We start from the raw sequence: 25,251 nt of genomic DNA, 5'->3' as shown, positions 1-25,251 counted from the left end.
GCGCCGGTTTCCGGGCCCGTTTCCCGGCGCGGTTCACGACGCCTCCCTGGCCGGGGCGTCGAGCAGTACCGCCAGGTCGGCGAGGACGGGGTGGCGGGCGACGTCCTTGAGGGTGATCGCCCGGTCCAGGGCGACCGCCAGCTTCACCGCCGCGAGGGAGGTGCCGCCGCGGTCGAAGAAATGGTCCAGGCGGCCGATCCGGTCCTGCGGGACGCCCAGCACCTGTGCCCAGGCCGCCGCAAGCCGCAGTTCGCCCGGGGTGCCCGGCGCGTGCTCGCCGTCGCTGTCCGCCGCGCCGCTCCCCGCCAGGTCGAGGTCCTCGGCGAGCGCGGTCAGCGTCTTGCGGTCGATCTTGCCGTTGGCGGTCAGCGGCAGGCTCTCGCGCCGGTGGACGGCCGACGGCACCATGTACGCCGGGAGCGACACGGCGAGCCGGGCCGCCACCGCCTCCGGGTCGAGCGGCTCGGACCCGGCGCAGAACGCCACCAGCCGGGTGCCGCCCGCGACCACCACGGCGCCGTCCCGGACGCCGTCCACCCGCAGCAGCGCGTTCTCGATCTCGCCGATCTCGATGCGGAAGCCGCGGATCTTCACCTGGCTGTCCCGACGGCCCAGGAACTCCAGCTTCCCGTCGGGCAGCCACCGGCCGTGGTCCCCGCTGCGGTACAGCCGCTCGCCCGGCCGGTACGGATCCTCCCCGAACGCGGCCTTCGTGCGCTCGGGGTCGTTGACGTACCCGCGCCCCACGCACACCCCGGAGAAGACGATCTCGCCGGGCGCGCCGAGCGGTACGGGGACCAGGTGCTCGTCGACGACGTACACGCGCACGTTGGCGACCGGCCGGCCGAGCGGCACCCGGTCCTCGTCCGGCACCCGGTCCATGACCTCGTGGTTGGTGTCGTCGGAGGTCTCGGTCAGCCCGTACGCGTTGGCCAGCCGGATGCCCGGCTCGGCCGCGAACCAGCGCTGGACGAGTTCCTTCTTGACGGCCTCCCCGGTGACCGACACGCAGTGCAGGTCGGGCAGTTCGCGCGGGCGCTGCTCCAGTTCGGCGAGGACGGCTTCGAGGTACGACGGGACGACCTGGAGGACGTTGACCCCGCCGTCCGTGATCGTGTCCACGAACCGCGGCACGTCCAGGATCACCTCCTGGGCGACCAGCAGGGTCCGCCCGCCGACCAGCAGCGCGGAGACCAGCTGCCACAGCGAGATGTCGAAGCACTGGGGTGCCGTCTGCGCGACGACCTGCCCCTCGCCGACCCCCAGGTCGTCGATCTTGGCGAGGACGTGGTTGACGAAGCCCGCGTGCTCGCACATCGCGCCCTTGGGCTCACCGGTGGAGCCGGACGTGAAGTAGATGTAGGCGAGCCGGTCCGCGGCGACCGGGACACCGAGGTCGCCGTCGGCGTGGTCCTCCGCGTAGGCCTCCTCGACGTGCAGGACACGGGCGCCGGTGTCGGCCCGGTCCAGCGTGGCGGTGCTGCCGCCCTCGGTCAGGACCAGCTCGCAGCCGGCGCGCCTGAGCGTCTTCTCGATGCGCCCGGACGGGAAGTGCGGCTCGACGGGCAGATAGACACCGCCCGCCTTGAGGACCGCGAGGACCCCGGCCATCCAGTCCAGATCGCGTTCCATGACGACCGCGACGACGCCCTCGGGGCGCAGCCCGCGGGCGAGCAGCGCCCGGCCGATGCGGTTGGCCCGCGCGTTCAGCTCGCGGTACGTCCACTCCTCGTCGCCCTGGACGGCGGCGACGGCGTCCGGATGCGCGGCCACCCGCTCCTCGAAGAGCTCGTGGACGCGGCGGTCCGGCAGTGCGCGGTGCGGACCGGCCAGCCCGTCGAGCTGGTACCGGAGTTCGTCCTCGCCCAGGAGGCCGTGCCGGTCGTGCGCGGCGTCCGGGTCGGCGGCCAGCAGGCCGAGCGCGGTCAGGTGGTAGCCGGCGATGCGCGCGGCGGCCTCGGCGTTCAGGACGTCGGTGCGGTACCGCAGCCGCAGGGCGTGGCCCGCCACGCTCACGTGCAGCACGGTGGCGGCCCCGGTGCCGGCGGTCCGTCCGGTGCCGTCGTCGTGGCCGTGCGGGTCGAGCACGGCCGCGAAGGGGACCGGGTCGCCGCCCGACTCCCGCGCGGGCGGCTCCCCGGCCGGTTCGTGGGCGGCCTCGCGGACCGCCAGGTCGGCCTGTGCCAGCAGGTCGCGCCAGGTGCCGGGGCCGACGGCCAGTCGGCGGAGCACCGGCGCCGCGCCCTTCGCGGTGACGTAGCCGGTGACGGCCTCGCGCTCACCGGACAGGGCCGCGAGGACCTTGGCGTGTGCGGCCAGCAGCGCGGACGGCTCCGTCATCAGGCCCTCGGGCAGCGGAACTTCGTACTCCGCCGTGCCCGGGCCCGGGTCGCGCGTCCACCTCGGGATCGTGTCCATTCTGTGTTCCCCCCTGTGTTCCTCTACGTGCTGTGGTCAGGCGCGCCGCTGTTCGGCCGCCGGGTTCCCGCCCCAGTGCGCCCCCGGCGGTACCTCCTCGCCCTTCATCAGGAACGAGTCGGCGGCGATCACGGCGGCGTCCCCCACGGACGCGCCGTAGTGGACGAGCGCGCCGACGCCGAGCGTGACGCCGTCGCCGATCTCGATGTGGTCGGACTTGAAGGTGCCGTCCTCCTGCGAGTGCGACTGGATCTTGCTGTGTGCGCCGAGGGTGCAGTCGTCCCCGATGGCGGTGAGCGTGCGTTCGGTGATGTAGGCCCCGTCGTCGAAGACCCGGCGGCCGATACGGACCCCCAGCAGCCGCCAGAGCAGGCTCTTGAACGGGGTGCCGTTGTAGAGGGCGAAGTGCGTGTCCGGGACCTTCCACAGCCGCTCGTGCTGCCAGAAGAGCGGGTCGTAGATGGAGTGCAGCCGCGGCACCAGCGGACGGAACCGCAGGATGACCCGCTCCACCAGCGCGTAGTAGCCGGTGGTGAACGCGACACCGACGAGCAGGGACGCCCCGATCAGCAGCCCGCCGACCGTGCCGTACTCCCCGTACAGGTCGAAGGCGGCGAAGCCGAGGACCGTGAGGACGAACCAGTCGAACCACCGCAGGAACAGGAACAGGCCCATGGTGTGCAGGTTGTGGCGGTTCTTCGCGGCGAGGCGGCGGTGCAGCTCGTCGCCCTCGCGCAGATGGTCGAAGCGGGTGTCGCGCTCCACGGTCCGCGGGATCTCGAAGGGCGGCGAGCCCAGCAGGCCGACCCCTTCGCGGACCTCCCCGTCCAGCGGGACCATGACCTTCGTCGCGAGCAGGACGTTCTCGCCGGTGCGCCCGCCGACCGGGTAGGCGATGTGGTTGCCCAGGAAGCTGTTCGGTCCGATCGTCGCGCGCGAGACGCGGAACGACGTGCCCGAGTACTCGGCGTTCATGATGGACAGCCCGTCGGCGACCATCGTGCCGCGCCCGACGGTGGCCAGGAACGGCGTCTCGTGCGCGACTCCCGTACCGAAGTTGGAGCCGGTCTGCTCGACGTGCGAGAGGTCGTACCCGATGGCCCGCAGGTAGTGGACGATGTACGAGCTGTCCCCGCACAGCCACTTGAAGAACTTGACGTTGGTCAGCCGTGCGACGGTCCGCTGCACCGAGTAGTGGAAGCCGTAGAGCGGGTAGACCCGGTCCGGCTCCAGGAACCGGTTCAGCAGCCGCGGGACCACGGTCACGACGGCGAAGCCGACCACGACGAAGCCCACGAAGAGAGCGACCGACAGGGCGAACGCCTCGGCGTAGAACCGCCCCGACGTGATGTTCTGCGTCTCCGGGTTCAGCAGCACGTCCAGCGAGGGCGCCACGGTCAGCAGCAGGTACGTGCCCCCGACGAGGAGCGGCATGGTGACCAGGAGCGTCTGGAGCAGGGTGGCCAGGCCGTAGCCGACCCGGCGCGCGGTGCCGCACTCCGCGGGGGCGACCCGTACGTAGTCCACGTCCGTGCGCTGGGCGGGCGAGCCGTGCCAGTGCTGACCGGCCGGTACCGCGGCGCCGCCGTACAGCGCCGACGCGTGACCGAGCTGGGAGCCGTCGCCCATGGTGGTGCCGATGTCGAGGACGGTGTTCTCACCGACGAACACGCCTTGGCCCAGCGTGACCCGGCCGGTGCGGATGCGCCCGGCGTGCGCCTGGTAGCAGAGGAAGTGCGAGTCCTTGCGGATCACGGTGTTCGCGCCGACCGTGAAGAGGTCGGTGCAGACCGGGACCGCGTGCGAGAGGATCGTGACGTTCCTGCCGATCCGCGCGCCCAGGGCCCGCAGATACAGCACGTAGAGCGGGTTGCCGGCGAACAGGACCATCGGGTTCGCGTGCAGCAGCACCTTCACGGTCCAAAAGCGCAGGTAGGCCAGGCTCCACAGGGGGAACTCGGTCTCCTTCCAGCGGCCGACCAGCACCCACTTGGCCACCACGGGCAGGGTGCACAGGCCGACGAAGACGCCGCCTCCGAAGAGGGCCGACCGCAGGTAGACGTCCACGACGCCGTCCCCGGCCGACACCCAGTCGTACCCCTGGGCGGTGACGAGCCCGGAGAGCAGGCAGTACAGCGCGAAGACCAGGAACTGCAGTGCCCCGCTCAGGACGTACCGCGCGCTGCTGCCCGCCGCGGGCGGCGCGGCCGGTTCCCGCGGCGGCGCGGGCTCCTCGGCCGGGACCTGGGAGAGCGCCGCCGCCAGGTCCCGGATCGTCGGGTGGCCGTACACGTCACGCATCGACACGGCCGGCAGGTCGGGGTGCTTCCTGACCCGGGCGCAGAAGTGTGCCATCACCAGGGAGTTGGCACCGAGGTCGTCGAAGAAGTGACTGTCGACGGGGACCTGCTCGGCGCGTACGACACCGGCGAGCACCTCCGCGAGGACAGGTTCGATCCCGTTCACCGGGTCGCGGGTGGTCACGGACAGCGCCGGAGCGGCGGTCGCGACCTCAGTGGGATTTCCCACCACTTGATCTCCTTGCTGGTGATTGCTCGTACTTGTGGACTGTTCGGAAGTGTTTGGCACCTCGGATGGGAATACGAAGGATTCACGCCCGCAGTTTCATCACGCACCTGAATTGGTGACGAAAGATGTTCTGGTGAACCACGGTGATTCCTGTGTGACTCCGGTGTGCCGGAAGGTAGAATTGTTTCTCGTGCACGCTGTGCGGTGGCAGGGCAGGCGAGAAGAGGATGTTCGGGAAGTGTGAGAAGTGGCCGCGCGGAAAAGGCGCAGTGCAGCACGGCATGATCCGCGTGGTTCCCACGCGGATCATGGGTAACGCGGCTGTGTCGGACCCTCCTCCGGGCCCTTCTGAGTCCCCCCGTGTCGTGGTGCCACCGAGCCGTCCCCACGTGCCCAGCGCAATGCAATCCGAATTGTTTCGGCGGGCTCATGAACGGGTCAAGGGCGTTTCGGCCTATGGCGCTTTCTCGCTGTTCGATGCTTCAACGGCGGCCACCCTGAATGATCTCGTCCGACCGTGCCACCGGGGAACTCACCGGTGGACAGTGCATGCGTTGTTGCGTATTCCACTTCCGGAGGGCAGGTAATTCGGCCACGCGGTCATGACAGAAAAAGGGTTCGATTTCTCTTTACGGTTGCCACGGAATTGCCGCCGCTTTTCCGTCGTATGACGGAACCGGATCAGTACCGTCCCGCCGCCGGGTCGCGTGCGCCGCTCCCGCCACACCCGCTCCGGTCACGGCACCGGGGGATGAGTGCGACCCCGCGCGGCGGATACCTTTAGGGCGTGCAGCCAGCAAGTGAACCCCCTCAGAGGACGTCCGGTCGTCTCCACCGGGCGCGTGCCCTCTATCGGAACGTCTCCAAGCGCAGGACCGCCTGGCTGCTGCTCAAGGACACCGTGAACTCGTGCATCGAGTACCGGATCCTCGGACTCGCGGCGGAGGCGGCGTTCTTCACCCTGCTGTCCGTCCCGCCGCTGCTGCTCAGCATGATCGGCCTGCTCGGCTACGTCGACGACTGGACCGGCGCCGACACCATCGCCAGCGTGGAGACCAGCCTCCTGGAGGCCTCCCGCACGGTCCTGACCGACAAGGGCGTCAAACAGATCGCCGAACCGCTCCTGCACGACGTGATGGAGGGCGGCCGGCCCGACGTCATCTCCCTGGGCTTCCTGTTCGCCCTGTGGTCCGGCTCGCGCGCGGTGAACGTCTTCATCGACACCATCACCGTCATGTACGGCCTCGACGGGGTGCGCGGGATCGTCAGGACCCGCCTGATGGCCTTCCTGCTCTTCCTCGTGGCCCTGCTGATCGGCTCGATCGCCCTGCCGCTGATGGTCGCGGGCCCCGACGCCGTGGTGAACGTCGTGCCCTGGTCGACGACCGTCGTACAGGTGCTCTACTGGCCCGTCGTCATCGTCCTGTCCGTCGTCTTCCTGACGACGCTCTACCACGTGTCAGTACCGGTGCGCTCACCGTGGATCGAGGACGTGCCCGGCGCGCTCGTCGCGCTCACCATGTGGGTGCTGGGCAGCCTCCTGCTGCGCATCTACCTCACGAACACCGTCGAGGGCCCCACGATCTACGGCTCCCTGGCCGCGCCCGTCGCCGTCCTCCTGTGGATCGGCGTCGCCGCCTTCGCCGTCCTCGTGGGCGCCGCCGTCAACGCGGCCATCGACCGTGTCTGGCCCGCCGCGGCCACCGCCGCCGCCCGCGCCGTCAACGAGCGGCTGCGCGCCGAACAGGCGGCCGACCTCGTGGCCCGCGCGGCGGCGGCCCGCGCCGCGCAGGCCGAGGACGGCTACGACGACCCCGACGACCCGGACATGCCCTCCGAGTTCCCGGAGCGCTGGTCCCGCTTCCTGCCCCCCGAGGACGTGACCTCCCGGCTGCGCACCCACGCCAAGTCCACCCCCAAGAACAGCGACGAGACACCTCCGCCGCAGTGACGCGGCAGCCCCGCCACGGTGACCGCGGCGGGGCGTCAGGGGGATCCGGGGATCCAGGGGGCGCGGGGCGTCAGACCTTCCACACCCCGTCCGCCGCGTGCTCCCGCGCGAAGTCCGCGAAGTCGCGCGGCGCACGCCCCAGCACCTCCCGTACGACGTCGGTGGTCCGCGCGTTGTGCCCGTCGAGCAGCCCGTCGAAGACCTCCTCCATGAACGCCACCTCCTCGGCCGGCAGCCCGAACCCCGCCAGGATCTCCCCGTACTCCTTCGTCGGCACCGGCACGTACCGGATCTCCCGGCCCGCCGCGGTGGAGATCTCCGCCATGGCCTCCCGGAAGGACAGCAGCCGCGCCCCCGTGATCTCCAGCGTCCGCCCCGCGTACGAGGAGTCCGACAGGGCCTTCACCACGACCTCCGCGAGATCCCGCGCGTCGATGAACGGCACCGGCACCTCACCCGCCGGGAACACGAACTCGCCGCCGCGCACCCCCTCCACCAGCAGGCCCTCGCTGAAGTTCTGGAAGAACCAGTCGGCCTGCACCACGGTCCACGCGGCCCCCGACTCGCGCAGCGCCCGCTCGGTCGGCTCCGCCTGACGCTCCCCGCGCGCCGACAGCAGCACCAGCCGGTGCACACCGAGATCCTGCGCCCGCCGGGCGAACGCGGCGACGTTCCCGGCCGCGCCCGGCGCACCGACGTCCGGCGCGTACGCCAGATACGCCGCGTCGGCCCCGCGCAGCGCCCCGTCCCATGTCGAGGGGTCGTACCAGTCGAAGCGCACGTCCCCACCGCGCGAAGCGGCCCGTACCCGGAACCCCGCGGCCCTCGCCGCCTCCGCCACCCGGCGCCCCGTCTTCCCCGAGGCGCCCGTCACCAACACCGTCCCGTTCTGCGTGTTCTCCGTCATGGCCCCAGTCAACGACCGCACGCCGAAAGGGGACATCGCCGAACCTCTCGTTCCCATAAGAGCGCGTCTACTCTGAATCCCATGGACGCACTCGCAGGGCTTCTGGAGGGTCCACGCGCGCGTGGCGCCTTCATGATCCGGGCGTGCTTCGAACCACCCTGGTCCCTCCGGATCGAGGACCGCGCCCCGCTCACCGTCATGCTGATGATCCGCGGCGAGTCCTGGATCACGCCCGACGCGGGCGAGCCCGTGCTGCTGCGGGCCGGCGACCTCGCCATCGCGCGCGGCCCCGACCCGTACACCTGCGCCGACGACCCCGCCACCCCGCCCATCGCGGTGATCCTGCCGGGCCAGGAGTGCACCTACCCGGACGGGCGCTCGATGCGCGGTCACATGGACCTCGGCGTGCGCACCTGGGGGCAGCGCCTCGACGGTTCCATGGTGATGCTGATCGGTACGTATCCGGTGCAGGGCGAGGTCAGCGGGCGGCTCCTCGACGCGCTGCCGCCGGTGCTGACGCTGACCTCCGATGTGTGGGAGTGTCCGCTGACCCCGCTGCTCACCGAGGAGATCGTGCGCGACGAGCCCGGCCAGGAGGTCGTCCTCGACCGGCTGCTCGACCTGCTGGTCATCGCCGCGCTGCGGGCCTGGTTCTCCCGCCCGCAGGCCGAGGCGCCCGCCTGGTACCGGGCCCTCGCTGATCCGGTCGTCGGCCGGGTGCTGCGGCTCGTCCAGGACGACCCCGCGCACCCCTGGACGGTCGCCTCCCTCGCCACGAAGGCCGGTGTCTCGCGGGCCGCCCTCGCCCGCCGCTTCAGCGAACTCGTCGGCGAGCCCCCGATGACGTACCTGACCGGCTGGCGCCTCGCCCTCGCCGCCGACCGGCTGCGCGACACCGACGACACCCTGGAGGCGATCGCCCGCCAGGTCGGCTACGGCAGCGCGTTCGCCCTGTCCAGCGCCTTCAAGCGGGTGTACGGGGTCAGCCCGCAGGAACACCGGACGCGGGCGGCCCGGCCACCGATCGGCGTAGCCTTCTGACCGTGGCCGAGCCGTACGCCGAGCAGCACTCCGGGTCGTCGCCGGCGCCGTACCGGGAACGGGCGTCGCGGCTCACCGGCGCGGTCGTGTGGACCCGCGCCGCCGAGCCGGGCGACGCGGCGCCGGTGCTGCCCGACGGCTGCATGGACCTGCTGTGGACCGAGGGCCGGTTGTTCGTCGCGGGCCCCGACACACGGGCGTACCTGAGCGACGAACCCGGCGGGCCGCGACGGTACGCGGGGGTGCGGTTCTTCCCCGGCACCGCGCCCTCCTATCTCGGTGTACCCGCCCATGAACTGCGGGACCGGCGGGTCGACCTCGCGGATCTGTGGGACGGGGGCGAGGTGCGGCGGCTGACCGAGCGGGTCGACGCGGCGGCCGATCCCGCCGCCGCGCTGGAGGCGGTCGCCGTGGGGCGGGCGGCCGGGGCCGGGGCGCCCGATCCGCGGCTGCGGGCCGTGGTCGCGGCCCTGTCCGCGGGGGCCGCTGTCGCCGCGACCGCCGAGGAGGTCGGCTGGAGCGAGCGGCAGTTGCACCGGCGGGCCCTCGTCGCGTTCGGGTACGGGCCGAAGACGCTCGCTCGTGTGCTGCGCTTGCAGCGGGCGTTGGCCCTGGTGCGGGGTGGGGGCGCCGCGGCGGAGGTGGCGGTGGTCGCGGGGTTCGCGGACCAGGCTCATCTGGCGCGGGAGGTGAGGGAGTTGGCGGGGGCGCCGTTGGGGGAACTGCTGCGCCGTTGAAGGGGCGCGGCCCCTGAAGGGGCGCGGGGAACTGCGCGACCAGCCCCCACCGGACCCGCACGTACCCCCCCGCAAGCTCCGGGGGCTGCGCCCCCTGAAGAGGGGCCGCTACCGGGCGAGGTGGGCGAAGAGGTCCACCCCGTTGCCGTCCGGGTCCTGGACGGTCGCGTAGCGCATGCCCCAGGGCGCGTCGAACGGCTTCAGTTCCGCCGTGTGGCCCGCGGCCAGCAGCGCTTCGTACGTGGCGTCGACGTCCGCGGGGCTGTCGCACAGGAAGGCCAGGGCGATCCGGCCCCCGCCCGTCGGCGGTCGCCAGTCGGGGTGGAACGAGCGGATCGTGTCCTCGGTGTCGAGCGCGAAGCGCAGACCGCCGGGCAGTTCCGCCTCGACGTGCGGCAGGCTCTCGGCACCCTCGGGGAAGGTGAGACCGAGACGGCGGTAGAAGGCGAGCGACGCGGCCATGTCGGAGACGACGAGGCCGATGAGATCGAATCGTGGAGTCATGGGACCACCGTAGGGACCGTACGGGCGCGGGTCTTGAAGGAATCGGACGTACGGACAAGGCGGCGCACTCCGACACATGGTCGGGTACGCCGCCTTGGGGTGGGACGGGGTGCGGGAGCCGGCCCGCGGTGCACGGCGGTTACTTCGCGTCGCGGTTGAACTGCGAGGCCGACCAGTAGTAGCCGAGCGCCGCCAGGCCCAGGCACCAGGCCACGGCCAGCCAGCCGTTGTACCCGATCTCGGTGCCGAGCAGCAGGCCGCGCAGGGTCTCGATGGCCGGGGTGAAGGGCTGGTACTCGGCGATCGGCCGGAACCAGCCCGGCATGGTGTCGGCCGGGATGAAGGCGCTGGAGATGAGGGGCAGCAGGATCAGCGGCATGGCCATGTTGCCGGCCGCCTCGGCGTTCGGGCTGGCCATGCCCATCCCGACCGCGATCCAGGTCAGCGCCAGGGCGAACAGGGCCAGCAGACCGAACGCGGCCAGCCACTCGATGAACGTGGCGTCGGTGGACCGGAAGCCGATGGCCACACCGACGGCGCCGACGAGGACCAGACTGGCGAGCACTTGCAGGACGCTGCCGACGACGTGCCCGATGAACACCGATCCGCGGTGGATCGCCATGGTGCGGAAGCGGGCGATGATGCCCTCGTTCATGTCGGTGGCGACGGACACCGCGGCGCCGATCACGGTGCTGCCGATCGTCATCATCAGGATGCCCGGGACGATGTAGGCGATGTACTCGGCGCGGTCGGCGCCGCCGTCCCCGATCCCCGCGCTCATCACGTCGCCGAAGATGTAGACGAAGAGCAGGAGCAGCATGATCGGGGTGAGCAGCAGGTTCAGGGTGAGCGACGGGTAGCGCCGGGCGTGCAGGAGGTTGCGGCGCAGCATCGTGGACGAGTCGCGCACGGCGAGGGAGAGGGTACTCATCGGACGTTCTCCTTGGTCTGGTCGGACGCGGTGGTCTGGCTGGGGACGCCGGCGGTACCGGTGTCGGCGGCACTGCCGGTGAGGGCGAAGAAGACGTCGTCGAGGTCGGGGGTGTGCACGGTGAGTTCGTCGGCCTCGATGCCGGCGGTGTCGAGCCGGTCGAGGACGGCGCGCAGTTCGCGCTGGCTGCCGTCGCTGGGGATCTGCAGGGCGAGTGCCTCGTCGTCGCGGGCGACGTCGTGCAGGGCGGAGGCGGCGGAGCGGTAGGCGTGCGGGTCGGTGAAGCGGAGCCGCACGTGTCCGCCGGGGACGAGGCGTTTCAGCTCCTCGGCGCTGCCTTCCGCGGCGATGCGGCCGTTGTTGAGGACGGCGATGCGGTCGGCGAGCTGGTCGGCCTCTTCGAGGTACTGGGTGGTGAGGAAGACGGTGACGCCGCCCGTGACCAGTTCGCGGATGATCTGCCACATGGTGTGGCGGGAGCGCGGATCGAGACCGGTGGTCGGCTCGTCGAGGAAGATGATCCGCGGACTGCCGACCAGGGTCATGGCGATGTCGAGACGGCGCTTCATGCCGCCGGAGTAGCTGGAGGCGGGCTTCTTGGCGGCGTCGGTGAGGTCGAAGCGTTCAAGGAGTTCGGCGGTGACGCGGCGTCCCTCGCTCCGGGGCAGATGGTGCAGGTCGGCCATGAGGAGCATGTTCTCCTCGCCGGTGATCAGGCCGTCGACGGCGGAGAACTGGCCGGTGACACCGATTCCGGCCCGCACGGCCTGCGGGTCGGCGCCGAGGTCGTGACCGCCGACGCGGATCGCGCCGGAGGCGGGGTCGGGGGAGACGAGGGTGGAGAGGATGTTGACGGCGGTGGTCTTGCCGGCGCCGTTCGGGCCGAGCAGGGAGAAGATCGTTCCCTCGGGGACGACCAGGTCGATGCCGTCGAGCACGACCTTGTCGCCGTAGGACTTGCGCAGCCCGTTCGCCGCGATGGCCGGGTCGGTCATGAGGAATGCTCCTTCGAGAACTACGGGTCGGGGACTGCGGGGCGCGAACCGTGGCCGGGTGGGCCGCGGGTCAGAGACTGCGGGCGGTGATGTCGCCGTAGGACGTGGTCGCGTGGATGTTCAGAGCGGCGGCGCCGTCGGAGTTCTTGAGCGCGTTGTCGATCCGGCCGGAGGCGGTACCGGCGTCCAGGGAGGCCGAGACCCCGCGGGCGGCGCCGACCGACACGTCGCCGGCCTCGGTGCGCAGCACGACCGTGCCGCGCACGGCCTCGGTGATACGGATGTCGCCCTTCTGGACGCTGACCTCCGCCGGACCGCCGAGGCGGCCGACCGAGACGTCACCGGCGAGCAGGGTGAGGCGGGCCTCCGCGGTCTCGTCGAGCTTGACCGAGCCCTGCGCCCCCTCGAAGGCGACGTCGCCCAGCCGTCCGACGCCCCGGAACTCGCCGGCGGCCGTCTTCGCCTCGACGCGGGAGCCGGCGGGGAGCTGGACGGTCACCTCGACGGACCCGGAGCTGCCGAGGATCCGGTTCTTCGCCGGTGCGGCCTCGATCCGCAGGACGCCGTCGTCGTAGGCGACCTCGATGCGCTCGGCCGCCTTCACGTCCCGGCTGTTCGAGGCGCTCGCGGGCAGGACCTCGACCGTGGCGTCGGCCCGGTCGGCGGCGATGACCCTGATGCGGCCCGCGGGGATGTCGATGACGGCGGAGACCTGGTCGGTGGTGTCGAACTTCTGCATGGTGCTCTCCTCGGTGTGGTTGTTGTCCGTTCGCCCGTTCGGCGTTTCCGACATTGGAAAAGCTACGTTGCGTTCACGGATACGGCAACAGGCTTGTTGCGTACGAGTGCAGTATTCGCAGCTCAAGACCTATTAATCGTTGCGCTGGTAGTGCATCTAACGCAACAGCACTCGCCGCGGTCGTTGCAATGTGCTTGGAGTGAACGCTATGCTCGGCGCATCGAGCACGACCGAGGACCATGAAGGAGACCGCGATGCCGGGAGGCAGGCTCACTCAGCAGGAACGCCAGCAGATCGCGCTGGGGCTGGCCGACGACCTCGCGTACGCGGAGATCGCCAGGCGCCTCGACCGCCCGACCTCGACGGTCACCCGCGAGGTCATGCGCAACGGCGGCCCTCTCGCCTACCGCGCGGACCTGGCCCACCGCGCCACCGAACACCGCGCCCACCGGCGCAGGGAGGCCGCGCCCAAGGGGCAGGAAGCGCCCCCGCAGGCCCACGGCCGTGACGCCGAGGCCGTACGCGCGTACGTGGAGGTGTTCACCACCCTCCTCATGCAGTCGGGCCTGCCCAGGATGACGTCCCGGGTGCTGGCGCACCTCTACACCACCGACGCGGGCAGCCTCACCGCGTCCGAACTCGTCCAGCACCTCCAGGTCAGCCCCGCGTCCATCTCCAAAGCGGTCACACTCCTGGAGAGCCAGGGCCTCATCCGGCGGGAGCGGGACGACCGGCGCCGCGAGCGCTATGTCGTCGACAACGACGTCTGGTACGACGGGATGATCGCCGCCGCCAAGTCGCACGCCCAGCTCGCCGAGACCGCACGGCAGGGTGTCAGCGTCCTCGGCCCCGACTCCCCGGCCGCCGCCCGCCTCGAAGGCATCGCCCGCTTCGTCGACTTCGTGGGCGAGGGCATGACCCGTGCCGCGGAACAGGCGCGCGAGGTCCTGTACACGAAGCCCGAGCCGCCGGCCCCGGCCGAACCGACGCGCTAGAGACCTGGAGCCCGTTCATGGCAGCGCAGCACCCCTCGCCTTCGCCCTCGCCCCGTCCGCGGGTCGTCGTCTACACCCGCACCACGGACTACCGCCACGACTCCATCCCCGACGGCACGGCCGCCGTGCGGGCGCTGGGGGCGGCGCACGGCTTCGACGTCCACGCGACGGAGGACCCCGGTTTCTTCGACGCCCCCGTGGGCCCGTACGCGGCCGTCGTCTTCCTCTCCACCAGCGGTGACGTCCTGACCCCCGCGGGCCGGGAGCACCTGGCCGCGTACGTCGAGGCGGGCGGCGGTTTCGTGGGGGTGCACGCGGCGGCCTGCACGGAGTACGACTGGCCGTACTACGGCGAGTTGCTCGGGGCGCGTTTCGCCCGGCATCCCGACCTGCAGCCGGGCCGGGTGATCGTGGAGGACCACGATCATCCGGCGACGCGGCACTTGCCCGCAGCCTTCGCCTTCACCGACGAGTGGTACGACTTCCGGGCCAGTCCCCGGGGTTCGGTACGCGTACTCCTCTCCGCCGACGAGGCCTCGTACGACGGAGGCGGAATGGGCGACGACCACCCCTTGTCCTGGTGCCACGCCCAGGGCAGGGGCAGATCCTTCTACACGGCCCTGGGCCACGCCCCGGAGTCCTACGAGGACGCCCGTTTCCGCAGCCACCTACTGGGCGGCATAACTTGGGCAGCCGCGTTCTAGGGGGGGCGCGGCGAAACCACTGGGTCCGTTTGCGGGTGCGGGTGCGTTGTGGCTGGTCGCGCAGTTCCCCGCGCCCCTAAAGGGCCCCTGGGGGCTGGCGTGGTGGGGCATGTGCGGGTGCGTTGTGGCTGGTCGCGCAGTTCCTCGCGCCCCTAAAGGGCCCGTGGGGGGTGGCGTGGTGGGGCGTGTGCGGGTGGGTTGTGGCTGGTCGCGCCGTTCCCCGCGCCCCTGAAAGCTCCGTGCTGACCGGCGTCTGTAAGGGGCGCGGGGAACGGCGCGCTCAGCCACGACGCACCCGCACGATCCGCACGGCGCCCGCCGATTCCTTCACGGCGCGAGCCACGCCGCACCCGCACATGCCGGCTTTTAAGGGGCGCGGGGAACGGCGCGGCGAGCCACGACGCACCCGCACATGCCGGGTTTTTAAGGGGCGCGGGGAACGGCGCGGCCAGCCACAACGCACCCGCACATTCCACACAGCGCCCGCCCCCCCAAGCGTCACCGCCCCCGCGTACTCGCCCGCACAACCAACCGCGTCGACAACTCGGTCCGAGTCCCCTCAGGCTGCTCACCGGCCATCAACCGCACCAGTAACCGCAACGCAACCCCCGCCATCTCGGCAACCGGCTGCCGGACGGTGGTCAGCGCGGGTGATGCCCACCGTGCCTCGGGCAGATCGTCGAACCCCACCACACTGACATCGTCCGGCACGGACAACCCCCGCTCCGCAAGCGCGCGATACGCGCCCAGCGCCATCCGGTCCGAGCACACGAAGACGCCCGTCGGCGGTTCCGGCAGATCGAGCAGCTCCAGCATCCTGCGCTGCGCGGACCCCTCGTCGAACCCGCCGTACCGCAGGTACTCCGCCCGATGCCTCACCCCCGCCGCCGCGAGCGCAGACCGGTACCCCGCGACCCGCGCCCCGCCGCACGTCCTGCGGCGGTGCCCCGCGATGACGGCGATCCGTTCATGGCCGAGCGAGAGCAGATGCTCGGTGGCGAGCACCCCGCCGTGCCAGTTGGCCCCGCCGACCGACACGACACCCACGGGCGGTTCGACCGCCGGGTCGATCAGCACGAACGGAATCCGGTGCTGCTCCAGCCAGGCGTACTGGGACACGGTCAGCTCGGCGAGATGGAACAGCACCCCGGACGAGCCCCGGGTGGCGAGCTTGTCCAGCCAGCCGCGCTCCGGACGGTCGCCCCGCGTCCGGGTCAGCCCCGCCGAGACCACCACCTCAAGTCCCGCGTCCTGCGCCGCCTCCTCCACCCCGTGCAGGATCGCGCCGGCCCAGGAGCTCTCCAGCGAGTGCACGACGAGGTCGACCAGGCCGGGCGACTTCGCCGCGTCGAAGCGGGGTCTGCGCACGTAACCGAGCCGGTCGAGTGCCTCGGTGACCCGGCGGCGGGTCTCCGGTGCCACGTCCTCACGGCCGTTGACCACCTTCGAGGCCGTGGGTACGGACACTCCTGCCTCGCGGGCGACGACCGCGAGGGTCGGCCCCGCCACGCTCCCGGTACGCACCATGGAGCCCACCTCTCCGGCCCCGTCCCGAGGGCCCGCGAAAGTTTCGGGTAGAAAGCGCTTCCTAAAGCGGTCCCTACAGTAAGGCCGCCCGAACTCACCGTGGAAGAGCGGGTACTCGGTGGAATTCCTCGGAGCCGAAAGTCTCGAAATGCCGGACATGCTGGGCGTGTGCGGTTCCCCGAGTGGTCACCCGCGCGGTTCCCCGAGCGGTTCGGGGCGGCCGACACGTCCGGCTTCGGCACCCCGGGGCTGCGGAACAGGAGAGTTCTGTGATGCGCTGACGGTGATGCGGTGATGCGGTCAAGCGGCAGCGCGGCCCGCAGAGGCGGTTCGTTGCGGTGAGGAGGGGTTCGGATGGCTGAGGTACCCGCGGTGACCGAGAATCCCGGCGCGGCCGAGGATCCGGTGGTCGGCACCCCTTACGGGGCGGTGCGGGGCCGTTACGAGAACGGCCTCGCCGTCTTCCGGGGCATCCCCTACGCGGCCCCGCCCTTCGGCCCCCGCCGGTTCCGGTCGCCCGTACCGCCCGAGCCGTGGGACGGCGTGCGCGACGCGGGCGCGTTCGGGTCGACGCCGCCCAAGCCGCCGTACTCCGAGGCCTTCGCGAAACTGCTCGCCGACCCGGTCGTACCGGGCGACGACTGCCTGAACCTGAACGTATGGACGCCGGAGCCGGGTCCGGGCGCCCGCCTCCCGGTCATGGTGTGGATCCACGGAGGAGCGCTGACCCGGGGCTCGTCGGCGATCCCCGTGTACGACGGCCGGTCCTTCGCCCGGGACGGCGTGGTGTGCGTGTCCTTCAACTACCGCCTGGGAGTGGAGGGGTTCGGCCTCTTCCCGGACGCGCCCGCCAACCCGGGCCTGCGCGACCAACTCGCCGCACTGGAGTGGGTACGGGACTCGATCGAGCAGTTCGGCGGCGACCCGGACCGGGTCACCGTCTTCGGCGAGTCCGCGGGGGCGATCAGCATCGGGGCGCTGCTGGCGAGCCCGCGCGCCCAGGGACTGTTCCGGCGGGCGGTGCTGCAGAGCGGGGCGCCCGAGGTGACGGACAGGGACAAGGTGCGGCGCCTGGTGCGGCGTATGGCGGCCAGGCTGAGGATCCCGGCGACCGCGCGGGCGTTCGCCGTCGCCGACCGCGGCGCCCTCGCCGAGGCGCAGGCGGAGGCCGGCCGCCGTGCGAGCCCGGTCGTCGGCGGGCCCGCGTTCGGCATCGTCGTCGACGGCGACCTGGTGCCGCGCGATCCGCTGGAGGCGCTGATCGAGGGCGATGTGGCCAAGGACGTGGAACTGCTCGTGGGCTGGACCAGCGAGGAGTACCGGCTGTGGCTCGCCCCGACCGGACTCCTCGAACGCCTGGACCGGCTCGGCCCGGTCGCCCTGACCGCCGCGAGGGCCCGCTGCCGCTGCGGTCCCGAGGTGCCGCGCGGCTACCGGCTGGCCCGCCCCGGCACGAGCACCGCCGACCTGGTGGGGCAGTTGGTCACCGACTTCCTCCTCCGTGTGCCGCTGCACCGGCTGGCCGACGCCCACCGGGCGCCCTCGCACGTCTACGAGTTCGCCTGGCCGTCGAACATTGCTGGCCTCGGTGCCTGCCACGCGCTGGAACTTGGCTTCGTCTTCGACACGGTCGGCGTACCCGAGGCGGCGATGCTCGCGGGCCCCGGGGCGCCGCAGTCCCTCGCCGACGAGATGCACGCGGCCTGGGTGCGGTTCGCCGTCACGGGCGACCCGGGCTGGCCCGCCTGGGACGACACGCACCCCGTACGGGTCTTCGGGTCGGGCGGGCCCGAGATCGTACGGGGGCCCCGGGACCGGGAGATGGCCCTGTGGGAGACGGGGCCCGCGGCGCCCACCGGGATCGAGCGCGACCCGGCGTCACGCGAGCCGGGTGCGGCATCGAGGACGGTGGTGGGGCGACTGCGCAGGCCGGGCGCGATGCGGAGGATCTGACGACAGCCCGCAACCCGCACCCCGTCCCGCCCGCAGCCGCACAAGCTGCTCGGGCCGGGACCGCGTCAGCGCTCGGTCGTCGCCGACTTCCGCCGGGACTCCCGGCCCTTGGCGCTCGCGGTGCCCTTGGTGCTCTCCGGGCGGCGGGTCAGGACCAGCGGGCCGCTCTCGGTGATGGCGACCGTGTGCTCGGAGTGGGCGGTGCGCGAGCCGTCCGCCGAGCGGATCGTCCAGCCGTCGGGGTCGTACACGATCTTGTCGGTGCCCGCGGCGAACCAGGGCTCGATCGCGATCGTCAGCCCGGGGCGCAGCTTCCAGCCGCGGCCGGGGCGGCCGTCGTTGGGGATGTGCAGCTCCTCGTGCATCGTGCGGCCGATGCCGTGGCCGCCGAATTCGAGGTTGACCGGGTAGCCGTACTCCTTGGCGACCCCGCCGATGGCCGCCGAGATGTCACCGAGCCGGTTGCCCGGCAGCGCGACCTCGATCGCGGCCTCCAGGGCGACCTCGGTGGCCTCGATCAGCCGCAGGTCCTCCGCGGCCGGGGTGCCGACGACGACGGAGAGGGCCGAGTCGGCGGCCCAGCCGTCGACGGTCACGGCCATGTCCATGGTCAGCAGATCCCCGTCGCGCAGCTTGTAGCTGTGCGGCAGCCCGTGCAGCACGGCGTCGTTGACCGAGAGGCACACCACGTTGCGGAACGGGCCCTTGCCGAACGAGGGCTCGTAGTCCCAGTAGCAGGACTCCGCGCCGCGCTCCTTGATCCGGCGGCGGGCGTGGTGCTCCAGATCCATCAGGTTCACCCCGACCGCCGCGAGGTCACCGAGTTCGCCCAGCACCTGACCCAGGAACCGTCCGGTGGTGTGCATACGCTCGATGTCTGCGGGAGACTTGTGCTCGATCACTGCGTTCCTCGATTCCCGGGGCGGCCGACCGGTATATTTATACCAGAGGGTGGGGCGGTTGCCCGCCGGACGCCACCGCCTCTAGCATGTGCGGATGGTCCGCCATCCGCTCGCCCCAGAACAGATCGAGGCGGGCCGTCGTCTCGGAGCGGCCCTGCGCTCCGCGCGGGCCGGACGCAGCCCCGCCGAAGTCGCCGCGGCGGCGGAGATCTCGCCCGAGACCCTGCGCAAGATCGAGACCGGCCGCATGCCGACGCCCGCGTTCGGCACGATCGTCCGGCTCAGTGAGGTACTGGGCGTGCCTCTTCCGGAGCTCGCCAGCGTCTGGCGCACCGACCCCGCGCTGAGCGCGGCCTCCTGATCGCCTGATCCTTTCCCCTCCCGGGTACGCCTTCGCCCCGCTCACAGCGGTGAGCGGGGCGAAGACCTCAGATGCGCCGGGTCGAGTCAGGTGCGGTCAGGGCAGGGTCCACTTCTGGTTGGCGTTGGTGTGGCAGGTCCACAGGTGGACGGCGGTCCCGTCGTTCCAGGTGCCTCCCGAGGCATCCATGCACTTGCCGGACTGCGGGTTGCGGACGGTGCCGTCGGACTGGGCGGCCCAGGTCTGGGCGCCCGAACCGTTGCAGGTCCAGAGCTGGATCTTCGTACCGTCGGCGTTGCCTCCGCCGCTCACGTCCAGGCACTTGCCGAGCGCCTTGAACGTGCCGTCGGCTGCGACGGTCCATTTCTGGGCGGCGGAGGTGTTGCAGGTCCAGATCTGGACCTTGGTGCCGTCGGCGGTCTGGGCGTTGTCGATGTCCAGGCACTTGCCGTTGACGCCCTTCACCTCACCCGTACGGGGCCCGGGCTGCTGCCCGCCGTCGCGCTTGACCCGGATGTTGCGGAACGACACGTCGTCACCGTCGCCGTGGTTCTGCAGTCCGATGTGCCCCTGCCGCAGACTCCGTACGGGATCGGTGTTGGTGAAGTCGTTGATCTTCCGCCCGTTGAGGAAGATCTCCAACCGCTCGCCGGTGACCCGCAGTTCGTACGTGTTCCACTCGCCCGGCGGGTTCAGTGCCGCGTCCCGCGCGGCGAGGTCGGCGGACTTGAAGCCGTACACGGAACCCGTCGTGCGGTCCGCCGAGTCGGTCGCGTCGATCTGGATCTCGTAGCCGTTGTTCACCGCCGACCACGGGTCGTCGGAGGCCGGGAAGCCGATGAAGATCCCGGAGTTGTCGTCCCCGGCCATCTTCCAGTCGAGCTTGAGGGAGTAGTCCCCGGTGAACTCCTGGGCGTTGTACCAGAACAGCCCCATGCCGCCCACGGAGGTGAGGGTGCCGTCCGCGAGGCTGAACTGCCCCGGACCGGCCTGCTTCCAGCCGGTGGTGGACGAGCCGTCGAACAGGGACGTGTAGCCGGTCTCCGGGCGGCAGTCCGCGTCGGTCATCCCGGAGGCCCAGCGGACACCCCCGAGGAGGTGGCGCCGGAAGGCGGGATCGGCGTACGACTCGGCGGTGTGTCCGCCGCCCGTGTAGAAGGCCCGGCCGCCCTGGTAGTCCTTGCACCAGGCGATCGGATGGTCGCCCGACATGTTCCCGCCCGAGTAGCTGGACTCGTCGAGCGAGGCCAGGACACGGGCGGTGGTACGGGGATTGGTGCGGTAGTTGTACCACTCGTCCGTGCGCTGCCACGTGCTGCCCAGGTGGGCGGTGGCGTCGTGCGCCCGGTCCTCCACCTTGACCGTGGCGGACTGGATCGCCGGATGCGAGTGGAAGAGCGCGCCCGCCAGACCCTCGTAGAAGGGCCAGTCGTACTCGGTGTCGGCGGCGGCGTGGATGCCGACGTATCCGCCGCCGCCCTGGACGTAGCTCTCGAAGGCCGTCTGCTGGGCGGCGTTCAGCACGTCACCCGTCGTCGACAGGAAGACGACGCTCTTGTACTGGGCGAGGTTGCCGGTCGTAAAGGTCCCGGCGTCCTCTGTCGCGTCCACGGTGAAGTTGTTCGCGCCGCCGAGGCCGCGCAGGGCCTCGATGCCCTCGTCGATCGAGTCGTGACGGAAACCCGCCGTCTTGGAGAAGACGAGGATCTTGTACGCGGGGTCGGCCGCCGCGAGCGGCGGTGCCTCGGCGGTGACGGACGGGCTCGCCGCGCCGGGCAGCGCGGCCGCCTGCGGGGTCAGACAGAGTGCGGCACCGGCGAACAGGCCGAGGGCAGCTTTGAGGTAAGTACGCATGGTCGGTCTCCTCCCTCCTACGGCAGGGTCCATTTCTGGTTGGCTTGGGCGTGGCAGGTCCACAGGTGGACGGCGGTTCCGTCGTTCCAGGTGCCGCCGGACGCGTCGAGGCACTTGCCGGACTGCGGGTTGCGGACGGTGCCGTCGGACTGGGCGGCCCAGACCTGGGCGGCGCTGCCGTTGCAGGTCCAGAGCTGGATCTTCGTACCGTCGGCGTTGCCTCCGCCGCTCACGTCCAGGCACTTGCCGAGCGCCTTCAACGTGCCGTCCGCTGCGACGGTCCATTTCTGGGCGGCCGATGTGTTGCAGGTCCAGATCTGGACCTTGGTGCCGTCGGCGGTCTGGGCGTTGTCGATGTCCAGGCACTTGCCGCCCACGCCCTTCACCTCACCCGTGCGGGCGGCGCCGCCGGAGGTGGTGAAGGAGAACTCGTCCACGTCGAAGAGCGCGCCGCTGCCGCCCTTGAAGACGAGGTAGAGGGAGGTGGAGCCGGTCGGCTGGTTGCTCAGCGCGGCCGTCACGTCCTGGAAGGTCTCCCAGCCGCCGGTCACCGGCACGGTCGCCGTGCCGAGCAGGGTGCCGGTCGTGGAACCGGCGCGGACCTCGATGGTGCCGCCCGCGCCCGCCGAGGAGACCCGGGCGGTGAACCGCGTCGCGTTGCCGAGGGCGTACGGCTTGAAGGAGATCCAGTCGTTGTTCTCGATGTTGCCGACGGTCTTGCCGCCGTGCGCGGGGGCGTGGGAGACGACGTCGACGCCCGAGGAGTCGCCGTAGTGCTCGCCCTGCCGGTGGCTGGGCTGGACGACGTGCTGGTCGTGCGCGGTCAGCGCGGGCTGGCCGCCGGCGCCCTTGTCGGTGTACTCGGCGTCGAGCACACCGAAGATGTTCGCGTTGGGATCGTGCTCGCCGTCCGCCAGGGTCTGCAGCGTCCCCGTGCAGCCGGTGGCCGAGGTCTGCGGATGGCCGTGGCTGTCGTGTCCGACGATGAAGGTGACCTTCACCTTCGAGCAGTCGATCGTGCCGTCCTCGGGGTCCGTCACCGTCACCTTGAACGGGATGGCGTCGCCGAAGTCGTGGATGCTGCCGTCCAGGGGCAGGTCCAGTTTCACCGTGGGCGCGGTGTTCCCCACCGTGATCTGCACGGAGGCGCTGCCGGATTTGCCGGTGCTGTCCGTGACCGTCAGCGTGGCCGTGTACTGGCCGTTGGTCGTGTAGGTGTGGGAGGGGTTGGCGGCGGTCGAGGTGGAGCCGTCGCCGAAGTTCCAGGCGTAGCCCAGGGCGTCGCCGTCCGGGTCGGTGCTGCCGGCCGAGGAGAACGTGACGGCCAGCGGTGACGTGCCCGAGGTGACGTTCGCCTTCGCCTGCGCGGTCGGGGCGAGCCCGCCCGTGACATGCTCGATGCGGTACAGCGCGGAGTTCGCGTCACCGTTGAAGTAGCCGGTGCCGTAGTCGAGGACGTACAGGGCGCCGTCGGGGCCGAAGGCCATGTCCATCACCTGGGTGCCGGTCCAGGGCACGGAGTTGATGGACTGCACGGTGCCGTCGGTGCCGGACTCGATGCGCTTGATCCAGCGGCGGCCGAACTCACCGGCGAAGAAGTCGCCGTCGTACTCCTGCGGGAACTTCACCTCGGAGGTGGAGCCGGCGTCGTAACGGTAGACCGGGCCGCCCATCGGGGACTCCGAGCCGTTGCCGAACTCCGGGACGGACGCGCCGTCGTACGGGATCCAGGCGGGCTGGGCCGCGGGCAGGCTGGTCAGACCGGTGTTGTGGGGTGAATTGTTCGTGGGCGCCGCGCAGTTGAAGGCGGAGCCGGAGGCGCCGGTGGCGAAGTTGTAGTCGATGTAGGCGTCGTTCTTGCCGGTGCAGTACGGCCAGCCGAAGTTGCCCGCCTTGGTGATCCGGTTGAACTCCACCTGCCCGCCGGGGCCGCGCGTGGGGCTGGCGGTGCCCGCGTCGGGGCCGTAGTCACCGAGGTAGACGATGCCGGTGGCCTTGTCGACGCTCATCCGGAAGGGGTTGCGGAAGCCCATCGCGTAGATCTCCGGGCGGGTCTTCGCGGTTCCGGAGGGGAAGAGGTTGCCGCTCGGTATCGAGTACGACCCGTCCGCGTTGACCTTGATCCGCAGGACCTTGCCGCGCAGGTCGTTGGTGTTGCCCGCGGAACGCTGCGCGTCGAAGGCCGGGTTGCGGGTGGGGCGTTCGTCGATGGGGGTGTAGCTGTCCGAGGCGAACGGGTTGGTGTCGTCGCCGGTGGACAGATACAGGTTTCCCGCCGCGTCGAAGTCGATGTCGCCGCCGACGTGGCAGCACAGACCGCGGGAGGCCGGCACGTCGAGGATCTTCTTCTCGCTGGCGAGATCGAGGGTGCCGTCGGTCTTCAGAACGAACCGCGACAGCCGGTTGACCCCGTCGAAGGGGGCGAAGTCGGCGGCGCTGCCGTCGGAGGGGGCGTCGCCGGAGGGCGTGCTGAGCGTGGGCGCGTAGTACAGGTAGATCAGCCGGTTGGAGGTGAAGCCGGGGTCCACGGCGACACCCTGCAGCCCTTCCTCATCATGGCTGTAGACGTCCAACTTGCCTGCGACGGAGGTGGTTCCGGCCGCGTTCGTCAGACGGAGCGTGCCGTCCCGGGAGGTGTGCAGGACCGAGCGGTCCGGCAGCACCGCCAGGGTCATGGGCTCGCCCGTCTCGGCCACGCCCTTGGCGAGCGTGACCTGCTGGAACTCGACGGCGGCGGCTTTTGGTCCGTCGGCCGGATCCGCGGATCGCGCGGGGTGCGCGGCGGCCGGGGAGATGGGCAGCAGACAGCCGACGGCGACGGCCGCGGCGGTCAGCAGATGACGGACACGTCTGTGTCCGATCGGTTTCGTGCGCACAGAGGTCTCCCATGGTGGGGTGGGATGACGACAGCCCTGACCGGACTGCCAAGCGGTGCACAGGCGCGCGCCGTCGCGCCGTCGTGACCGGTCGCAGCGAGCGCTATGACCGGTTCATTTCAAGGAAGTTAGCGACCTTTGTCGACGCCCGTAACCCATCGAGCACAACTTCCCAACACTTTTTCCCCACCGAGGACAAAGTGACGGAACCGAGGGGCCCGGCAGGGCCCCTGCAAGGGGCGCCGGGCTGCGCCGACGTCCACCAGAGCCCCGTAAGGGGCGCGGGGAACTGCGCGACCAGCCCCCACCGGCCCGCAGACCCGCGACTACAGCTCCACCCCACCCGGGGCGGAGCCCTGCCCAGAGGCGGGCCCCGCCCTCAACGCCTGGGCGATCCTGGAAACCGCCCCCGGCCCCACTCGGCAACACCCGCCGATCAACCGCGCCCCCGCCCGCTCCCACCCCACAACCCGCTCCGGCGAGAACGTGGAGCGCCCGCTCCACCCCCGCACCCCCGCATCCCAGGTCTCCCCACTGTTCGGATAGACGACGACCGGCTTCCCGGTGACCCGCACGGCGGTCGCCACCGCCGCGTCCACGTCCTCGGGAGCGCAGCAGTTGACGCCGACCGCGATCACCTCGTCGGCGTCGGCGGCCACCGCGAACGCCTCCTCCAGCGACTGCCCGGCCCGCGTCCGCCCACCGGCGACGCTGTACGACAGCCACGAGGGCACCCCGAGTCCGCGCACCGCCCGCACCAGAGCCCGGGCCTCGTCGACGTCGGGCACGGTCTCCAGGGCCAGGACATCGGGGCGGGCCTCGGCCAGCACCTCCACCCGGGGCCGGTGGAAACGCTCCAGCTCACCCACGCTCAGCCCGTACCGCCCCCGGTACTCGGACCCGTCCGCGAGCATCGCCCCGTACGGCCCCACGGACGCCGCCACCCACAACGGCCCGCGCACGCCCTTCGCCCCGGCCCGCCGGGCGGCTTCCCGCGCGAGTCCGACACTCAGCGCAAGCAGTTCGCCCGCCCGCTCGCGGGAGACACCACGCCGCGCGAAGCCCTCGAAGGTCGCCTGATAACTGGAAGTGATCGCGACATCCGCACCGGCCTCGAAGTACGCGAGGTGCGCCTCAGTGATCGCCTCGGGCTGCTCCATGAGCAGCCGAGCCGACCACAACTCGTCACTCAGATCGTGCCCGCCGGCCCGCAGCTGATTGGACAGACCGCCATCGAGAACGACGGTTCCACCACCGCCGACAAGGACATCGACGAGGGAACGGTCCGCTGCGCCGGGGGAGCTGTCGCTGGTCATGCATCGACGCT

General features: G+C 71.3%; 19 protein-coding genes. 7 read left to right on the top strand and 12 right to left on the bottom strand.

Annotated elements, in window-relative coordinates:
* Nucleotides 1–33 precede the first annotated feature (33 nt).
* Both J8N05_RS31135 and J8N05_RS31130 read right to left on the bottom strand, forming a co-directional pair.
* Nucleotides 34–2,418 carry an amino acid adenylation domain-containing protein gene (locus J8N05_RS31135; RefSeq protein WP_210888769.1) on the bottom strand — a complete coding sequence of 795 codons (2,385 nt, stop codon included), beginning with the start codon at nt 2,416–2,418 and terminating at the stop codon, nt 34–36.
* A gap of 36 nt (nt 2,419–2,454) precedes the next feature.
* Entirely contained in the window at nt 2,455–4,950 is a 2,496-nt protein-coding gene (locus J8N05_RS31130) for a Pls/PosA family non-ribosomal peptide synthetase (RefSeq protein WP_407699946.1), read from the bottom strand.
* A gap of 784 nt (nt 4,951–5,734) precedes the next feature.
* Here J8N05_RS31130 and J8N05_RS31125 point away from each other — a divergent pair.
* Nucleotides 5,735–6,898: a YihY/virulence factor BrkB family protein gene (locus J8N05_RS31125; protein ID WP_210888768.1), complete on the top strand. Its 1,164-nt coding sequence runs from the start codon at nt 5,735–5,737 to the stop codon at nt 6,896–6,898.
* A 70-nt stretch (nt 6,899–6,968) separates the two neighbouring features.
* Here the strand turns inward: J8N05_RS31125 and J8N05_RS31120 are convergent, their stop codons facing one another.
* The gene (locus J8N05_RS31120; RefSeq protein ID WP_210888767.1) at nt 6,969–7,805 is read right to left on the bottom strand and encodes an NmrA family NAD(P)-binding protein; all 837 of its coding nucleotides are present in this window, start codon (nt 7,803–7,805) and stop codon (nt 6,969–6,971) included.
* An 81-nt stretch (nt 7,806–7,886) separates the two neighbouring features.
* Here J8N05_RS31120 and J8N05_RS31115 point away from each other — a divergent pair, with 81 nt between their 5' ends.
* Both J8N05_RS31115 and J8N05_RS31110 read left to right on the top strand, forming a co-directional pair.
* Entirely contained in the window at nt 7,887–8,846 is a 960-nt protein-coding gene (locus tag J8N05_RS31115) for an AraC family transcriptional regulator (protein WP_210888766.1), read from the top strand.
* A 2-nt stretch (nt 8,847–8,848) separates the two neighbouring features.
* A complete protein-coding gene (locus J8N05_RS31110; protein WP_210888765.1) occupies nt 8,849–9,583 on the top strand; it encodes a helix-turn-helix domain-containing protein in 735 nt (244 codons plus the stop codon).
* Nucleotides 9,584–9,691: 108 nt separating this feature from the next.
* Here the strand turns inward: J8N05_RS31110 and J8N05_RS31105 are convergent, their stop codons facing one another.
* The 4 genes from J8N05_RS31105 to J8N05_RS31090 all read right to left on the bottom strand — a co-directional run bounded on the left by J8N05_RS31105 (nt 9,692) and on the right by J8N05_RS31090 (nt 12,752).
* Entirely contained in the window at nt 9,692–10,087 is a 396-nt protein-coding gene (locus J8N05_RS31105; protein ID WP_210888764.1) for a VOC family protein, read from the bottom strand.
* A gap of 139 nt (nt 10,088–10,226) precedes the next feature.
* Nucleotides 10,227–11,018, bottom strand: a complete 792-nt coding sequence (locus J8N05_RS31100) for an ABC transporter permease (RefSeq protein WP_210888763.1) — start codon at nt 11,016–11,018, stop codon at nt 10,227–10,229.
* Nucleotides 11,015–12,013: an ATP-binding cassette domain-containing protein gene (locus tag J8N05_RS31095; protein WP_210888762.1), complete on the bottom strand. Its 999-nt coding sequence runs from the start codon at nt 12,011–12,013 to the stop codon at nt 11,015–11,017. The genes J8N05_RS31100 and J8N05_RS31095 overlap by 4 nt, the downstream gene beginning before the upstream one ends.
* A gap of 70 nt (nt 12,014–12,083) precedes the next feature.
* The gene (locus tag J8N05_RS31090; RefSeq protein WP_210888761.1) at nt 12,084–12,752 is read right to left on the bottom strand and encodes a DUF4097 family beta strand repeat-containing protein; all 669 of its coding nucleotides are present in this window, start codon (nt 12,750–12,752) and stop codon (nt 12,084–12,086) included.
* 254 nt (nt 12,753–13,006) lie between these two features.
* Here J8N05_RS31090 and J8N05_RS31085 point away from each other — a divergent pair, with 254 nt between their 5' ends.
* Together J8N05_RS31085 and J8N05_RS31080 are read left to right on the top strand one after the other, a co-directional pair.
* Nucleotides 13,007–13,747 (top strand): GbsR/MarR family transcriptional regulator, encoded by a 741-nt coding sequence (locus J8N05_RS31085; protein ID WP_210888760.1) that lies wholly within the window; start codon nt 13,007–13,009, stop codon nt 13,745–13,747.
* A gap of 17 nt (nt 13,748–13,764) precedes the next feature.
* Nucleotides 13,765–14,451, top strand: a complete 687-nt coding sequence (locus tag J8N05_RS31080; RefSeq protein WP_210888759.1) for a ThuA domain-containing protein — start codon at nt 13,765–13,767, stop codon at nt 14,449–14,451.
* A 498-nt stretch (nt 14,452–14,949) separates the two neighbouring features.
* Here the strand turns inward: J8N05_RS31080 and J8N05_RS31075 are convergent, their stop codons facing one another.
* Nucleotides 14,950–15,978 carry a LacI family DNA-binding transcriptional regulator gene (locus J8N05_RS31075; RefSeq protein WP_210888758.1) on the bottom strand — a complete coding sequence of 343 codons (1,029 nt, stop codon included), beginning with the start codon at nt 15,976–15,978 and terminating at the stop codon, nt 14,950–14,952.
* Nucleotides 15,979–16,332: 354 nt separating this feature from the next.
* Between J8N05_RS31075 and J8N05_RS31070 the strand changes: the two genes are divergently transcribed.
* The gene (locus tag J8N05_RS31070; RefSeq protein ID WP_210888757.1) at nt 16,333–17,931 is read left to right on the top strand and encodes a carboxylesterase/lipase family protein; all 1,599 of its coding nucleotides are present in this window, start codon (nt 16,333–16,335) and stop codon (nt 17,929–17,931) included.
* 65 nt (nt 17,932–17,996) lie between these two features.
* Here J8N05_RS31070 and map read toward each other — a convergent pair whose 3' ends face one another.
* Nucleotides 17,997–18,833 (bottom strand): type I methionyl aminopeptidase, encoded by an 837-nt coding sequence (gene map / locus J8N05_RS31065; protein WP_210888756.1) that lies wholly within the window; start codon nt 18,831–18,833, stop codon nt 17,997–17,999.
* A 94-nt stretch (nt 18,834–18,927) separates the two neighbouring features.
* Between map and J8N05_RS31060 the strand changes: the two genes are divergently transcribed.
* Nucleotides 18,928–19,194, top strand: a complete 267-nt coding sequence (locus J8N05_RS31060) for a helix-turn-helix domain-containing protein (protein ID WP_210888755.1) — start codon at nt 18,928–18,930, stop codon at nt 19,192–19,194.
* 96 nt (nt 19,195–19,290) lie between these two features.
* Here the strand turns inward: J8N05_RS31060 and J8N05_RS31055 are convergent, their stop codons facing one another.
* The 3 genes from J8N05_RS31055 to mmuM all read right to left on the bottom strand — a co-directional run bounded on the left by J8N05_RS31055 (nt 19,291) and on the right by mmuM (nt 25,240).
* Nucleotides 19,291–21,048 carry a ThuA domain-containing protein gene (locus J8N05_RS31055; protein ID WP_210888754.1) on the bottom strand — a complete coding sequence of 586 codons (1,758 nt, stop codon included), beginning with the start codon at nt 21,046–21,048 and terminating at the stop codon, nt 19,291–19,293.
* 17 nt (nt 21,049–21,065) lie between these two features.
* Complete coding sequence (locus J8N05_RS31050) at nt 21,066–23,924, bottom strand: PQQ-dependent sugar dehydrogenase (protein ID WP_210888753.1); 2,859 nt, start codon at nt 23,922–23,924, stop codon at nt 21,066–21,068.
* A gap of 326 nt (nt 23,925–24,250) precedes the next feature.
* Nucleotides 24,251–25,240: a homocysteine S-methyltransferase gene (gene mmuM, locus J8N05_RS31045; RefSeq protein ID WP_210888752.1), complete on the bottom strand. Its 990-nt coding sequence runs from the start codon at nt 25,238–25,240 to the stop codon at nt 24,251–24,253.
* Nucleotides 25,241–25,251: the final 11 nt, after the last annotated feature.

Origin of the sequence: Streptomyces liliiviolaceus (assembly GCF_018070025.1) — a bacterium.
GTDB classification, from domain to species: domain Bacteria; phylum Actinomycetota; class Actinomycetes; order Streptomycetales; family Streptomycetaceae; genus Streptomyces; species Streptomyces liliiviolaceus.
Note: the sequence above shows the minus strand (reverse complement) of the source record. Positions and strands in the feature narration are given on the sequence as shown.

Excerpts from the sequence above, each read along its gene's own strand:
- J8N05_RS31115 (WP_210888766.1), top strand. The coding sequence starts at position 7,887 with ATGGACGCACTCGCAGGGCTTCTGGAGGGTCCACGCGCGCGTGGCGCC.
- J8N05_RS31060 (WP_210888755.1), top strand. The coding sequence starts at position 18,928 with ATGGTCCGCCATCCGCTCGCCCCAGAACAGATCGAGGCGGGCCGTCGT.
- J8N05_RS31100 (WP_210888763.1), bottom strand. The coding sequence starts at position 11,018 with ATGAGTACCCTCTCCCTCGCCGTGCGCGACTCGTCCACGATGCTGCGC.
- J8N05_RS31085 (WP_210888760.1), top strand. The coding sequence starts at position 13,007 with ATGCCGGGAGGCAGGCTCACTCAGCAGGAACGCCAGCAGATCGCGCTG.
- J8N05_RS31105 (WP_210888764.1), bottom strand. The coding sequence starts at position 10,087 with ATGACTCCACGATTCGATCTCATCGGCCTCGTCGTCTCCGACATGGCC.
- J8N05_RS31095 (WP_210888762.1), bottom strand. The coding sequence starts at position 12,013 with ATGACCGACCCGGCCATCGCGGCGAACGGGCTGCGCAAGTCCTACGGC.
- J8N05_RS31120 (WP_210888767.1), bottom strand. The coding sequence starts at position 7,805 with ATGACGGAGAACACGCAGAACGGGACGGTGTTGGTGACGGGCGCCTCG.
- J8N05_RS31075 (WP_210888758.1), bottom strand. The coding sequence starts at position 15,978 with ATGGTGCGTACCGGGAGCGTGGCGGGGCCGACCCTCGCGGTCGTCGCC.
- J8N05_RS31090 (WP_210888761.1), bottom strand. The coding sequence starts at position 12,752 with ATGCAGAAGTTCGACACCACCGACCAGGTCTCCGCCGTCATCGACATC.
- J8N05_RS31080 (WP_210888759.1), top strand. The coding sequence starts at position 13,765 with ATGGCAGCGCAGCACCCCTCGCCTTCGCCCTCGCCCCGTCCGCGGGTC.
- J8N05_RS31055 (WP_210888754.1), bottom strand. The coding sequence starts at position 21,048 with ATGCGTACTTACCTCAAAGCTGCCCTCGGCCTGTTCGCCGGTGCCGCA.
- mmuM (WP_210888752.1), bottom strand. The coding sequence starts at position 25,240 with ATGACCAGCGACAGCTCCCCCGGCGCAGCGGACCGTTCCCTCGTCGAT.
- J8N05_RS31070 (WP_210888757.1), top strand. The coding sequence starts at position 16,333 with ATGGCTGAGGTACCCGCGGTGACCGAGAATCCCGGCGCGGCCGAGGAT.
- J8N05_RS31135 (WP_210888769.1), bottom strand. The coding sequence starts at position 2,418 with ATGGACACGATCCCGAGGTGGACGCGCGACCCGGGCCCGGGCACGGCG.